Raw genomic sequence first — 13,179 nt, 5'->3', positions numbered from 1 at the left:
ATAATACCGTAAGCACTTCATACTGCGGTCAATTCAAATTAATTATCTACCTATTCTTTTTACAGTATTCCTTAAAATAATTAAATTCATAGAACATTCATGTTTGATATTTCTGCATTAAAAGAAATGAAGCTTTCTGAGCTTCAAGAAATAGCTAAGTTAGCTAAAACAATAAAGATTACTGGTGTCAAAAAAGAGACTTTAATTAGTCAGATTTTAGCACACCAAGAGAGCTCTAATGCGCCAGCTCAAGCTTCTCAAACAGAAGTAGTTTCTGATGCTAAAGAAGATAAACCAAAGCGTGCCAGAATTGCTCCAGCCAAAACAAAAGCAGCAAATACCAAAAATACTCCCGTTTTAGAATTTGATAAAGTAGAGGAAACTGTTCAAAAAAACGATAGTGTAGATACAATTGAGCCAATTGCAGAAACGGCGGCTGTAGAAGCACAGGAAAACAAAGAGCCAGCAGCAAAAAAAGAGCCTAAAGTTGTAAAATTCAGCAAATCGGCATACGAGAAAAAAGTAGCTCTTAAAAAAGAAAAAGAGGCTGTAAATGAAGTTCCTGCAGAGGAAAATGTAGAAGCAGCCCCATCAGAGCCAACTACTTCTGAGCCAACAGCCGAAACAGCTGAAAAAACTCCTCAAACTGCTCCTGTTAAAAAGATCAATCCGAATCAGAATAAAAACCAGAACCAAAATCAAAACCAGAACCAAAATCAAAACCCGAATCAGAATCAAAATCAGAGTGGGAATGGCAATGGAAACGGAAATCACAATAATCAAAATCCTAATCATAAAAATAAAAAGAACAACAATAATTTCAGAGATTCAGATTTTGAATTTGACGGAATTATTGAAAGTGAAGGTGTTCTAGAAATGATGCCTGATGGTTACGGATTTTTACGTTCATCAGATTATAATTATTTAGCTTCTCCAGATGATATTTATTTATCAACTTCACAAATCAGATTATTTGGTTTAAAAACTGGAGATACTGTAAAAGGTGTGGTTCGCCCGCCAAAAGAAGGAGAGAAGTTTTTCCCTTTGGTTCGTGTATTAAAAATTAACGGACACGATCCGCAAGTTGTTCGCGATAGAGTTTCTTTTGAACACTTGACGCCTGTTTTCCCTTCAGAAAAATTCAAACTAGCCGAAAAAGGCAGTTCTATTTCAACCAGAATTATAGATTTGTTTTCACCAATAGGTAAAGGTCAGCGTGGTATGATCGTTGCCCAGCCTAAAACAGGTAAAACAATGCTTCTTAAAGATATTGCAAATGCAATTGCAGCAAACCATCCTGAAGTTTACTTAATTGTTCTTCTGATTGACGAACGTCCTGAGGAGGTTACAGATATGCAGAGAAGTGTTCGTGGAGAAGTTATTGCTTCAACTTTTGATAGAGAGCCACAAGAACACGTAAAAATTGCTAACATTGTATTGGAAAAAGCAAAACGTTTAGTAGAATGCGGTCACGATGTTGTGATTTTATTAGACTCTATTACACGTTTAGCAAGAGCTTACAACACGGTTCAACCAGCATCTGGAAAAGTATTAAGTGGAGGTGTTGATGCCAATGCATTGCAAAAACCAAAACGTTTCTTTGGAGCTGCTAGAAATGTAGAAAACGGTGGTTCTTTAAGTATTATCGCAACTGCATTAACAGAAACGGGTTCTAAAATGGACGAAGTTATCTTCGAAGAATTTAAAGGAACTGGTAACATGGAGCTTCAATTAGACCGTAAAATTGCAAATAAACGTATTTTCCCTGCAATCGATCTTACATCGTCAAGTACACGTCGCGATGACTTATTATTGGACGAAAAAACATTACAAAGAATGTGGATTATGCGTAAATATCTTTCAGATATGAACCCAGTAGAATCTATGGACTTCGTAAACGATCGTTTCAAGAAAACAAAAAACAACGAAGAGTTTTTGATTTCAATGAATGACTAGTTAAAGTTGCTAAGGTTCTGAGATGCTAAGATTCTAAGGTTTTTAACTTTGAGAAAAAAAAAGCAAGCCAAAAAATATATAAAACAAAAAAAGGATGAGTAAACTCATCCTTTTTTTTATGACGTTCCTAAAAGAAACCTTAGAATCTTAGCATCTCAGCACCTTAGTATCTTAAAAAGAACTATTTCTTATCAACTACCGGTCTATTTTCTCTATTAGCTAAATCCCAAGCTACGACAAAAGCCAGTTTTGTTCTTTTAGTTAAAGCGTCGTATTCAATTTTTTGAGGTTCGTCGCCTTTTCCGTGGTAATCTTCGTGAACTCCGTTGAAGAAGAAAACAGCTGGAATACCATGTTTTGCAAAGTTATAGTGGTCAGAGCGCTCATAGAAATGGTTTGGATCTTTTGGATCATTAAATTTAAAATCTAAGTCCATTTTGATATATTTTTCGTTTTGAGCTACAACTGCATTGTGTAAATCAGAAGATAATCTGTCAGCACCAATTACATAAACGTAGTTGTTTGTATTTGAATGCTCAACATCACGACGTCCGATCATGTCGATGTTGATGTCTGCGATTGTATTGGCAATAGGAAATAATGGATTTTCAGAATAATAACGAGATCCGTGTAAACCATGCTCTTCGCCAGTTACATGAAGAAACAAAATAGAGCGTTTTGGACCGTGACCTTGTTTTTTAGCTTTAGCAAAAGCTTTAGCCATTTCGATCACCGCTACAGTTCCAGAACCATCATCATCTGCACCGTTGTAAACTTCGCCGTCTTTGATGCCCACGTGATCGTAATGTGCAGAAATTACCAAAACTTCATTTGGTTTTTCTGTACCTTCAATGTAAGCCCAGATGTTTTCTGAATCTGGAAGGTTTTGATTGCGTTTTGCATTCATAAATGCTGCAGGAACTGGCTGATAGAAGTCCGACGCTCCTTTTGGAAAAGAAATTCCGCTTTTTTTGTATTGCTCGATCATGTAAAGACCTGCTTTTTTCTGTCCTTTAGAACCCGTTTCGCGGCCTTCCATTTCGTCAGAAGCAATAGTGTAAAGCATTTTTTTAAGATCTTTTTCACTGATAGCTTTAACATATTTTGACGGATCCGAATTGTCTTTGGCTGTTGTTGACTGCGCAGTTTTACAAGAATACGCAGTAACAACTAAAAATAAAATGAGTATTTTTTTCATTCTAGTTAGTGTAAATTAATAAATGTGTAAAGAACGTATAAAGTCAGTAAAAATAGGATAAAAAGAGAATTTATTATAAACAATAAAAAGCTTTTTATAAAAGAGACTATTCTTGATTCGCCATAAAAACGGTGGTGTGCAGGATAAAAATAATAGCACATCCAGATGGTTCCTGCAAATGTTGTAATTGATGATATAAAAGACAGCGGACTATCTTCTCCAAAAAGACCAATAACCCTTTCTATGATAAACATGATGAGGAAAATCAGTAAAAGAAAAGAGAAATAATGGAGTGTAAAAATTCCGTGATCGAAATAATACCACCTTTTTTTATTATGAAAAAGCCATAAGAAAAAAGCAAAAAACGGCATGATTATAAATAGAATTTTAGGAAGATTGTGAAAGAACGATTCAACAAATTTTACATAAATTTCTTTTTTGGTGTATTTTTCTGTGACGTGTATTGCTTTTTCAGAAAACCAATAAGAAGAAGCATTTAGCTTCTCACTTTCTTTTCCATATTTTTGAATCGAATCAAGTTCTTTCATCGTTTTAAAATGAAAATACCTTTTGTCTTCCTTTCTGCTTATTCTTAAACTATCAGTAGCTTTAGAAATTTCTTTGTTCAGCGCTTCTTCGCTTTTATCAATTTTTTCACCTACATTATTTGGAAACATTGCAATAAGCAAAAATGTAATAAAACTTATAAAAATGTAAAGTCGAACCGGCGCAAGATAAGACAAACGTTTTCCCGAAAGGTATTCTTTAGTAAGCGTTGAAGGTTTAAAAAGAAGATTTTTTATTGTTTTCCAAAAAGCATTTTCATAGTGTGTTAAATCTTCAAAAAAGTGAATAAATAAATGATGAAAAGTTTTTCGGCTATCGCTATTTTCTTGTCCACAGTTGGGGCAGTATTTCTGCTCCACAACATGCCTGCAATTTAGACAAGTTTTGTCTTCTCTAATTTTGTTATGTGACATTGGTTTATTTTAATTGATTTGTTCTGGTAGTTTTTAGGTATTTGTTTTTTGAAATTATTTTTTCAGGACTTCGTTTAAGAAAAGCTGTAAATGGTCAAAAGATCTTTTTGCAGCCACAGCATTATACGCCGCACCTTTAGAATTATCACTTCCTGCTTCAGGATTAGTAAAAGAGTGGACGGCATTTGCATAATAAATCATTTCCCAGTCTGCTTTGCCATCACGCATTTCCTGTTGGAAAGCAGCGATTTCGTCTTTTGAAACAAACGGATCATCGGCTCCATGACAAATAAGAACTTTCGTAGCAATAGGTTCATTTTTTCTGCTTGCATCTTTTCCTAAACCACCGTGAAAGGAAGCAATACCTTTGACATTCAAATGTCCGCGGGCCGCTTCAAGAACACCGCTTCCTCCAAAGCAATATCCAATAGCTACAATATTATCGGCATTTGCGCCAGATTTTACTAATTCTTTCAAAGCAGCATCAATACGTTTTTGATACGCTTCGAAATTTGTTTTGTAAAAACCAGCCTGTTTTCCTGCCTCGCCAGTATTTTTAGGATAATTTCCTTCGCCATAAATATCAGCGATAAAGACATGATAGCCCAGTTTAGATAACTCTTCCGCGATTCCTTTAGAAGCATTATCAATCCCAAGCCATGCCGGTAGAAGTAAGATTCCTGGATTGTTACTGCTTTTTTTAGCAGATTTTATAAATAAGCCATTAAGTTGCTGGCTTCCTTCTGTATATTTTACTGGTTTTAATTGCGCATTCATAAGATTTGAGAATAAGATTGCACTGAATAAAATGATTATGGAGTTTTTCATAATTTCTTCAATTTTTAACAAATATCAGAAATATTATGTTACAAAAAAACCTCACAAGTAAATTCTTGTGAGGTTTGTAACCAATACTTTAAAAGAATGGTTTTCTTTTTATAAGGATATGTTTCGTTTAAAAGCGCAACCCAATTCTACAATAGAATCGGTTTTGTCAATGCCTGGAATTCCGTCGATTTTTTCGTAAAGAATACGGCGCATATGTTCGTGATTTGTTGCTATTATTTTTATGTAAAGCGTAAAAGAACCTGTTACGTAATAACATTCGGTAATCTCCGGAATTTCTTTAAGAGCCTCAATAATTCTTTCAGAATCAGAATCTTTGTTTAATGTAAGCCCAGTAAAAGAAGCCCAGTCGTAGCCAATTTTCTTTTCCTGAATAATAGGTTTTATCCCAGAAATTACACCTTGTTCAATCATTCTGTTAATACGTTGATGCACCATTGTATTTGATATTTTAAGATTAGTGGCGATAGAAGAAAAGGCCATTCTTCCATCTTTTTCTAATTCTTTGATAATGCTAATATCAAATTCGTCTAATAATTCCATTCAATAAAAATCGTTTAAAAATTGAGTCTTTTGTTATTTATAAAAGTAGTTCTTTTTTTTAATAAACAGACACATAATCGCATTTCGAAAAAAAATAATATGTCTTTTTAAAAGTGATTAAATTAAGTTTTTGACTTTTATTTTGTTATATTTAAGTCAAAATATCGTTTTGTAGGCGGTTATTTGTTTAATTTTAATATTTTTGTAGAAATAAAAAGCATATTATGATAAGTACAGAAAAAACACTTTCATCAAAATCAGAAGTTTTGATTGAAAAAGAAAACAAATATGGTGCTCATAATTACCACCCGCTTCCTGTAGTTTTAGAGCGCGGAGAAGGCGTATATGTATGGGATGTTGACGGTAAAAAATATTATGATTTTTTATCTGCTTATTCTGCGGTAAATCAAGGTCATTGCCATCCTAAAATTGTAAATGCAATGGTAGAGCAGGCGCAAAAACTGACTTTGACTTCTCGTGCTTTTTACAATGATAAATTAGGAAACTATGAAGAATATGTAACGAAATATTTTGGTTTCGATAAAGTTCTTCCAATGAATACTGGTGCAGAAGCAGTTGAAACTGCTTTGAAAATCTCAAGAAAATGGGCATACGAAGTAAAAGGAATTCCTGAAAATCAGGCACAGATTATTGTGTGTGAGAATAACTTTCACGGAAGAACAACTACAATTATCTCTTTTTCTAATGATGAAACAGCTCGTAAAAACTTCGGACCTTTTACAGACGGGTTTATCAAAATTGAATATGATAATTTGGAAGCGCTTGAAAATGCTTTAAATTCATCTAAAAATATTGCTGGATTCTTGGTTGAGCCAATTCAGGGTGAAGCAGGAGTTTATGTTCCTTCTGAAGGATATTTAGCGAAAGCGAAAGCACTTTGTGAAAAACACAATGTTCTTTTTATCGCCGATGAAGTTCAGACAGGAATTGCACGTACAGGAAAATTATTAGCCGTTCACCACGAAAATGTACAGCCTGATGTTTTAATTTTAGGAAAAGCAATTTCTGGCGGTGTTTATCCAGTTTCGGCTGTTTTATGTAATGACGAAATCATGAATGTGATTAAACCAGGACAGCACGGATCTACTTTTGGAGGAAATCCAGTTGCAGCGGCCGTAGCGATTGCAGCTTTGGAAGTGATTAAAGACGAAAAACTAGCTGAAAATGCAGAACGTTTAGGAGTTATTTTAAGAGACGGATTGAATAAAATCGCTGAAAAAAATAACTTGATTACGCTGGTACGCGGAAAAGGACTTTTGAATGCCATCGTAATCAATACAGATGAAGATTCTGATTTGGCTTGGGAAATCTGTCTGAAATTTAGAGATAATGGATTATTGGCAAAACCAACTCACGGAAACAAAATCAGATTGGCACCGCCGTTGGTAATGACCGAAGAGCAAATTAATGAATGTCTTGAGATTATTGAGAAATCTTTGGAGGAGTTTAAAAATTAATTAATTCTCCGTAACTTTAATGATATAAAAAGGCGACTGTAATGAAACAATCGCCTTCTGTTTATAATTACTTAAAATATCAAAAAAAGTAACTATTTCTTATGAGTCAATGTTTTTATAGCATTGACTCATTTTTATTTTAGAATCTCACTTTTTTCAATTCCCATAAGGTTTTAATAAAAGTATCTACATCCTGAGTTGTGTTGTAAAAGGCTAATGAAGGACGAACTGTAGTTTCAACTCCCATTCTGCGTAAAATAGGCTGTGCGCAATGATGTCCGGTTCTTACTGCAACTCCTTCTTTATTCAAAGCCTGTCCAACCTGATCGTTTGAATAGCCTTGCAAGTTAAAAGACAAAACGCTGGCTTTATCTTTGGCAGTTCCTATTAATCTAACACCTGGAATTTCTTTTAAAAGTCGGGTAGCATATTCGAGTAAATAATGCTCGTATTGTCCAATCGCTTCAATCCCTAGTTTTGTTACATAATCAATAGCAGCGCCAAGACCAATGGCATCGGCAATGTTTCCTGTTCCAGCTTCAAAACGATTCGGAGCTTTGTGGTATTTTATTTCCTCAAAAGTCACATCCTGAATCATGTTTCCACCAGATTGATACGGTTGCATTTCGTTTAGTAAATCTTCTTTTCCATACAAAGCGCCAATTCCTGTTGGACCAAATAATTTATGTCCAGAGAAAACCAACCAATCCGGATTTAAATGCTGAACATCTACTTTCATGTGCGAAACCGATTGTGCACCATCAATTAAAACTTTTGCTCCGGCAGCGTGTGCCATTTCAACTATTTTTTTGGCTGGAGTTACAGTTCCTAATGCATTCGAAACTTGTGTAAAAGCCACTAAACGAGTTCTCGAATTCAGCAGTTTTGCATATTCATCCAACAAAATCTGACCGTCATCATCAACAGGAATCACTCTTAGCTTCAAACCTTTTTTATCAGCAAGACGTTTCCACGGAACGATATTCGCGTGATGTTCCAAATTACTGACAATAATTTCGTCGCCCGAGTTTAAATTCTGATCGCCCCAAGTTGAAGCAACTAGATTTATTCCTTCGGTTGCACCTCGAACAAAAACAATTTCGTTTACAGAACTGGCATTCAAAAAGTTTTTTACTTTTTCGCGGGCAGCTTCGTATGCATCAGATGCGCGAGCAGCCAGTTCGTGTGCCGCACGGTGAATATTTGAATTTTCATGTTCGTAGAAATAGGCAATTCTGTCAATAACCGATTGCGGTTTCTGTGTCGTTGCGGCGTTGTCAAACCAAACTAGAGGTTTTCCGTTTACGGTTTCTCTCAGAATCGGAAAATCCTTTTTGACCAATTCGGCATTAAAATGATGTCCTTTGAAAAGATTAATTTCTTTACCATCAAAAGAATTTCCGACGGCAATATTGGTACTTTTTCTGTCAAACGCAAAAGGATTCTGGTCTAAAAAATAGTAGGATGTTGCCGTTTCATTTCCGTTTAACGGAAAATCTTCTCGTTTTTTAAATTGTGTATCAACAAAAGTCAAGGCTGCCTGCAATTCAATTTCAAACGAAGAGTTTTCTGTTTGAAACGGAAGATATTGATTGTTGAGCAACAATGGCGAAAAAGCAGATTCTTCATTCAGCTGCGGATTTCCATTATTTAAATTAATATCATGAAAACCAGTATGCGGATCATCCATGTTTAAATCATGATTTTCCTGTACCCCAGAAGAAGTGTTTTTACCCTTTGGATCAAATCCCGCTCCAGCATTTGGCGGTAAAGCAAAAGCTCCCGTGTTTTCGTAATTGGATACGGTAGGAGAAGCGCCAAATCCGCTAAAGGAATGTTGAACTGGCTGCACATTCGACGGAACTGCTAAAGGAATTTGATCTAATGAGCCAATGTTTCCTGTTTGCAAGAACGTTTCTGCAATCTTTGTCGCACGCGGATGCTCGGCTTTATCCGGACTTAACGATATTTCTTTTGGAAATTCATTCGGTAAAGCTTTGAACAACTCGTTTGCCAAATGCTGCAAATCATCGATTTTGGGTAAACCGTTGTTGTTAATATTTGTACTCATGATACTTTCCTATTTCTACATCTTCTAATACAGCTATGGCATCGTCAACCAAAATAGCCAAAGAGCAGTAAAGTGAAACCAAATAAGAAGCAATTGCTTTTTCGTTGATTCCCATAAAACGAACAGATAATCCTGGAGATTGTTCGCCTTGCAATCCCGGCTGAATTAATCCGATAACGCCTTGACGGCTTTCGCCTGTACGCAATAATATGATTTTAGATTTTCCTTTTACAATTGGCAGTTTATCCGAAGGAATAAGCGGAATTCCTCTCCAAGTTAAAAACTGAGATCCAAATAGAGATGTAGTAGGAGGAGGAACGCCACGACGAGTACATTCACGTCCGAAAGCTGCAATTGCAAGTGGATGCAGTAAAAAGAATCCAGGTTCTTTCCAAACCTTAGTAAGCAATTCATCCAAATCATCTGGAGTTGGAGCTCCCGTACGTGTTTTAATGATTTGTGAAGGCACAACATTGCTCAATAAACCATAATCTTTATTATTGATTAATTCGCTTTCCTGACGTTCTTTAATCGTTTCAATTGCCAAGCGAAGTTGTTCTGAAATTTGGTTGTAAGGTTTGCTGTATAAGTCGGAAACACGGGTGTGAACATCAACAATGGTTTGTACAGCTGCGAGATTGTATTCTCTTGGATTATCGATATAATCAACAAAAGTGTTGGGTAAAACTCTTTCGTCACGAGCAGAACAATCTACTTCGATGTGATTGGCATTTTTAACTTTGTTTAAACGAAATACACCCGATTCTACTGGAGTCCAATGTAATAAATGTGTTAGCCATCTTGGTGTTACGGTTCCGATTTGCGGAACGGTACGAGTTGCAATTGCGAGCTGTCTTGCTGCAACATCGCCTAATGCGGTCTGTTGTGGTTTTGTTTCGGCCATTTTTTTTGAGTTTTAATAGGTTTATAATTTATTTTTTGATTCCTTAAAGTTATTTATAAATTTTATTCAAACAGCTCATCTATAGATAAATATCTTTCTCCTGCGTTGTAATTGAACGTTAGGATTGCAGTGTCTTTTGGTGTTTCCTTTTTGTTTTCTGAAATTGTTTTAATTTTTATTTCGTTCTTATGATACACAATAGAATTTGGAAGAATACTGTTAGTAAGCCAGACATTGCCGCCAATAATTGAATTTTTACCAACAGTTGTCTGACCGCCAAGGATGGAGCTGTTGGCATAGATTACTACATTATCTTCAATTGTTGGATGTCTTTTTATAAAAGCATCTTCTTTTTTTACACTCAAAGCCCCAAGTGTAACGCCTTGATAAATTTGTACATCATTTCTAATAATTGTGGTTTCGCCAATTACAATTCCCGTTCCGTGATCAATGGCAAAATTATCTCCGATTTGAGCACCAGGATGAATTTCTATACTGGTTTTTATGTGTGCATATTCAGATATAGTTCTAGCAAGAAGTTTTAGATCCTGTTCCCATAATTGATGTGAAAATCGATAGATCGCAATAGCAAAAAAGCCGGGATAAGAATACAAGACTTCTTCAAAGGATTTTGCGGCTGGATCTTTTGTAAAAATGGTAAGCGCATCATTTATGGCTTTTTTGTGTAAATGCGGAATGGCTTCAAAAAAGATTTCAGTGTGTTGTCTTGAATCACTTTTGGGAGAAAAATCGGTGACTAGTTCATCAAACTGTTTTTCAAGAAGATTGAATTTATATCTTACAGATGCCTCAGTTTCATAAGTCTTTGTTGTATTTGAATACAGCAGAAGGAAGAAATCATCAATAAACTGATGGATAACTTTTTTTTCGGGAAGAATTAATAATTCCTGATGTTGTCGCGCTATTTCGTGATAAAAAGATTTCATAACAATTGGTTTTTGGTTTGTAATTGAAATTCTTACCATAACTGATATCTGAATCAAAACCTTTTAAATAGTATTTGATGACATAATAATCCTCTTGATGCAAAACAGCAAAGTGATTATAGGATTACAGTAGGAAAGTGTTTGGGAAATAAAGAGAATCGCTTTTTGGCTTCCATTTTTTTAAAATGGAAATCGCTAAAAAGAAAATAGTGAAGGGATTAACAACAGAAACACATACAACAAAATGTATTGTATGTATAATTTTTAGGAAAAATGTGAGACGATATTTTTTCTGCTGTTTTCAAAATGTAGTGCTTTAATTATTTAAATTCTACTAATTCTATAGACAAAGTTATATTTATTATGATAAAATCCAAATCTTTTTTGAAATTTATTTGATACGTTATGAAATTATTCTGTAATAAATAAAATATTTTGGCTTTAATGTGTTGTTTGTTAGTTGTTTATGTTTTGTTTGGGACAATAGAAAAGGGTCGAAAAACAAGTTTTTAAAACTCATTTTTCGACCCTTGAATACTTTTTAAAATTCAAAAAAGATAATTTTTTTAAAGCTTTGAATTATTTCTTAGCAGCAGCGCCCGGAATCGATTCTCCTTTTTGTTTGAATTTGCTGTATTCTACAACTCCAGTTTTATCTGCCCAGTCAAAATATTTGGCCGAAAGATCATTTACAATTCCAGCATTTTGTGCCGCAACGTTTGTTGTTTCGCCACGGTCTGCTTCAAGATCATAAAGTTCCCATTGGTAAGACGGATAAATAGAAACCAATTTCCATTTTCCTTCTCTAACCGCTCTGTTTCCAGCTCTTTCCCAGAATAAAGGAGCGCCACGGTTTACTTCGGATGCATTGTCAAATAAAACCGGAAGCAAACTTTTTCCAGCAAGCGGATTAGAAGTTACGCCATTTAAATTTTTAGGATATTCAATTCCAACCAATTCATAAAAAGTAGGAGCAAGGTCAATAATATGTCCCGTTCCTTTATCGATTCTTCCTGCTTTAATTTTTGATGGATACCAAGCGATGAATGGAGAACTGAATCCGCCTTCGTGCATATTGTTTTTATAATCTTGTAAAGGTGTATTAGAAAGATATGCCCAGTTTTGTTCCTGATAGTCAAAAGATCCAGAAGTTCCGATTGGTCCGTCATTACGAACTAAACCTCTTTTTAGTGGATTATATGTGTTGAAACCACCTTGAGCACCATTATCTGCAATAAAAATAATTAAAGTGTTTTTATCTTTCTTTAACGCTTTCAGTTTATCCAGAACCTTCCCAACGTTTTGATCCATGTTGTCTACCATTGCGGCGTACACTTCCATTTTAGCTTTCCAGAATTGTTTTTCGTCATACGTCAATTTATTCCATTCTGGAACTTCTGGGTCACGAGGAGCAATAGTTTGATTAGGAAGCAAAATGCCGTTTTCTCTTAATTTCTGAATTCTTTTTTCTCTTAAAGCATCCCAGCCCTCATCAAATTTCCCTCTGTATTTGGCAATATCTACAGGTTTTGCCTGTAATGGCCAGTGAGGCGCAGTAAATGCTAAGTATAAAAAGAAAGGTTTGTTTTCTTTGTTTTGTTCGTCTAAGAAAGTAACCGCGTTGTTTCCAATTTCATCTGTGAAGTAGTACGAATCGTCTTTTGGATGCAGTTCTTCATTATTGCGGATCATTTTCACTGGATAAGCCGTTTTCCCAAAAGGAAGCGGTTTTGTGTCGAAATAATTTGCTGCACCTTTTAAGATTCCGTAAAACTTATCAAAACCTCTTTGGTTTGGCCATTGTGCCTGATCTTCAGAACCAACGTGCCATTTTCCTGACATTAAAGTGCTATAACCTCCAGAACGGAAAACTTCTCCTAAAGTCAGAGATTCTTTGTTTAGATATCCTTGATAAGCTGGTAGTCCTAAATTTACATCAAAATAACCAACTCCCGCTTTGTGCTGATATTGTCCCGTTAATAAAGAAGCTCTTGTAGGCGCACAAATTGAGTTATTGTAAAATTCGCGCAGACGAGTTCCTTCTTTCGCTAAACGATCTAAGTTTGGCGTTTTTATCTCAGAGCCATAATTCCCTAAATCTGAATATCCCATATCATCGACCATAATTAAAATTACGTTGGGTTTAGATGATGCGGTTTGGGCTTCGGTCTTATAAGAACCAATTATTCCTGTCAATAAAACAGAAAATAAAATGTTTATTCTTTTATTCATCTTATTTATAATTTACTGTTAGTG

10 protein-coding genes are annotated in these 13,179 nt (G+C 35.1%); 2 read left to right on the top strand and 8 right to left on the bottom strand.

All coding sequences use genetic code 11. The annotated features are described in order from the left end of the window. The first annotated feature begins 99 nt into the window (after nt 1-99). The gene (gene rho, locus BSF41_RS07190) at nt 100-1,956 is read left to right on the top strand and encodes a transcription termination factor Rho (RefSeq protein ID WP_095928826.1); all 1,857 of its coding nucleotides are present in this window, start codon (nt 100-102) and stop codon (nt 1,954-1,956) included. Between the two features lie 181 nt (nt 1,957-2,137). Here the strand turns inward: rho and BSF41_RS07185 are convergent, their stop codons facing one another. The 4 genes from BSF41_RS07185 to BSF41_RS07170 form a co-directional block, all read right to left on the bottom strand. After that, complete coding sequence (locus BSF41_RS07185; RefSeq protein WP_095928825.1) at nt 2,138-3,154, bottom strand: M28 family peptidase; 1,017 nt, start codon at nt 3,152-3,154, stop codon at nt 2,138-2,140. A 5-nt stretch (nt 3,155-3,159) separates the two neighbouring features. After that, nucleotides 3,160-4,134 carry a DUF3667 domain-containing protein gene (locus tag BSF41_RS07180; protein ID WP_095928824.1) on the bottom strand — a complete coding sequence of 325 codons (975 nt, stop codon included), beginning with the start codon at nt 4,132-4,134 and terminating at the stop codon, nt 3,160-3,162. A 54-nt stretch (nt 4,135-4,188) separates the two neighbouring features. Further along, the gene (locus BSF41_RS07175; RefSeq protein ID WP_095929092.1) at nt 4,189-4,962 is read right to left on the bottom strand and encodes a dienelactone hydrolase family protein; all 774 of its coding nucleotides are present in this window, start codon (nt 4,960-4,962) and stop codon (nt 4,189-4,191) included. Nucleotides 4,963-5,070: 108 nt separating this feature from the next. Then, nucleotides 5,071-5,523, bottom strand: coding sequence for an Lrp/AsnC family transcriptional regulator (locus BSF41_RS07170; RefSeq protein WP_095928823.1), 453 nt, complete (start codon nt 5,521-5,523; stop codon nt 5,071-5,073). Between the two features lie 224 nt (nt 5,524-5,747). On the opposite strand from BSF41_RS07170, the gene rocD reads away from it, so the two are divergent. Continuing rightward, on the top strand, nt 5,748-7,001 hold the full coding sequence (gene rocD, locus BSF41_RS07165) for an ornithine--oxo-acid transaminase (RefSeq protein ID WP_095928822.1): 1,254 nt from the start codon (nt 5,748-5,750) through the stop codon (nt 6,999-7,001). A gap of 139 nt (nt 7,002-7,140) precedes the next feature. Here rocD and BSF41_RS07160 read toward each other — a convergent pair whose 3' ends face one another. The 4 genes from BSF41_RS07160 to BSF41_RS07145 all read right to left on the bottom strand — a co-directional run bounded on the left by BSF41_RS07160 (nt 7,141) and on the right by BSF41_RS07145 (nt 13,155). Then, on the bottom strand, nt 7,141-9,072 hold the full coding sequence (locus tag BSF41_RS07160) for a family 2A encapsulin nanocompartment cargo protein cysteine desulfurase (RefSeq protein WP_095928821.1): 1,932 nt from the start codon (nt 9,070-9,072) through the stop codon (nt 7,141-7,143). Then, nucleotides 9,056-9,976, bottom strand: coding sequence for a family 2A encapsulin nanocompartment shell protein (locus BSF41_RS07155; protein WP_095928820.1), 921 nt, complete (start codon nt 9,974-9,976; stop codon nt 9,056-9,058). The genes BSF41_RS07160 and BSF41_RS07155 overlap by 17 nt, the downstream gene beginning before the upstream one ends. A 62-nt stretch (nt 9,977-10,038) precedes the next feature. Beyond that, complete coding sequence (locus tag BSF41_RS07150) at nt 10,039-10,923, bottom strand: serine O-acetyltransferase (protein WP_095929091.1); 885 nt, start codon at nt 10,921-10,923, stop codon at nt 10,039-10,041. A gap of 579 nt (nt 10,924-11,502) precedes the next feature. Beyond that, the gene (locus BSF41_RS07145) at nt 11,503-13,155 is read right to left on the bottom strand and encodes an arylsulfatase (protein ID WP_095928819.1); all 1,653 of its coding nucleotides are present in this window, start codon (nt 13,153-13,155) and stop codon (nt 11,503-11,505) included. Nucleotides 13,156-13,179: the final 24 nt, after the last annotated feature.

It is taken from the genome of Flavobacterium sp. ACN2 (genome assembly GCF_002303885.1).
Taxonomy (GTDB): Bacteria; Bacteroidota; Bacteroidia; order Flavobacteriales; family Flavobacteriaceae; genus Flavobacterium.
The sequence above is the reverse complement of the archived record's forward strand: the minus strand, read 5'-3'. Positions and strand labels throughout refer to the sequence as shown.

What these genes read in the sequence shown, in the direction of transcription:
- rho (WP_095928826.1), top strand. Translation starts at nt 100, where the DNA reads ATGTTTGATATTTCTGCATTAAAAGAAATGAAGCTTTCTGAGCTTCAA.
- BSF41_RS07185 (WP_095928825.1), bottom strand. Translation starts at nt 3,154, where the DNA reads ATGAAAAAAATACTCATTTTATTTTTAGTTGTTACTGCGTATTCTTGT.
- BSF41_RS07180 (WP_095928824.1), bottom strand. Translation starts at nt 4,134, where the DNA reads ATGTCACATAACAAAATTAGAGAAGACAAAACTTGTCTAAATTGCAGG.
- BSF41_RS07175 (WP_095929092.1), bottom strand. Translation starts at nt 4,962, where the DNA reads ATGAAAAACTCCATAATCATTTTATTCAGTGCAATCTTATTCTCAAAT.
- BSF41_RS07170 (WP_095928823.1), bottom strand. Translation starts at nt 5,523, where the DNA reads ATGGAATTATTAGACGAATTTGATATTAGCATTATCAAAGAATTAGAA.
- rocD (WP_095928822.1), top strand. Translation starts at nt 5,748, where the DNA reads ATGATAAGTACAGAAAAAACACTTTCATCAAAATCAGAAGTTTTGATT.
- BSF41_RS07160 (WP_095928821.1), bottom strand. Translation starts at nt 9,072, where the DNA reads ATGAGTACAAATATTAACAACAACGGTTTACCCAAAATCGATGATTTG.
- BSF41_RS07155 (WP_095928820.1), bottom strand. Translation starts at nt 9,976, where the DNA reads ATGGCCGAAACAAAACCACAACAGACCGCATTAGGCGATGTTGCAGCA.
- BSF41_RS07150 (WP_095929091.1), bottom strand. Translation starts at nt 10,923, where the DNA reads ATGAAATCTTTTTATCACGAAATAGCGCGACAACATCAGGAATTATTA.
- BSF41_RS07145 (WP_095928819.1), bottom strand. Translation starts at nt 13,155, where the DNA reads ATGAATAAAAGAATAAACATTTTATTTTCTGTTTTATTGACAGGAATA.